This window comes from Faecalibacillus sp. H12 (genome assembly GCF_013361255.1).
Classification (GTDB): Bacteria; Bacillota_I; Bacilli_A; order Erysipelotrichales; family Coprobacillaceae; genus Faecalibacillus; species Faecalibacillus intestinalis.
In genome coordinates this window covers 1-272 of the sequence record NZ_JABWDK010000097.1, presented here as the reverse complement: position 1 = coordinate 272, position 272 = coordinate 1, and the positions used below count along the sequence as shown (strand labels likewise).

Here is a 272-nt window from a genome sequence, read left to right as displayed (position 1 = left end):
TAAGAATGATTTTCTGAGTAGCGGCGAGCGAAAGGGAAAGAGCCCAAACCGATCTGAGGATCGGGGTAGTAGGATCATCGAGGAATCTGACAGAGGATCATAGAGGAATCACATGGGAAGGTGAGCGAGAGAGGGTGAGAGCCCCGTACTCGAAATGAGAGACTGGAGAGAGATGACACCTGAGTAGGGCGGGACACGAGAAATCCTGTCTGAATCAGCCGGGACCATCCGGCAAGGCTAAATACGAGAGAGTGACCGATAGTGAACCAGTA

Annotated in this window: 1 rRNA gene; it reads left to right on the top strand. The window is 51.8% G+C overall.

Annotated elements, in window-relative coordinates:
- Positions 1-272, top strand: a 23S ribosomal RNA gene (locus HUU89_RS14575); the annotation flags it as partial.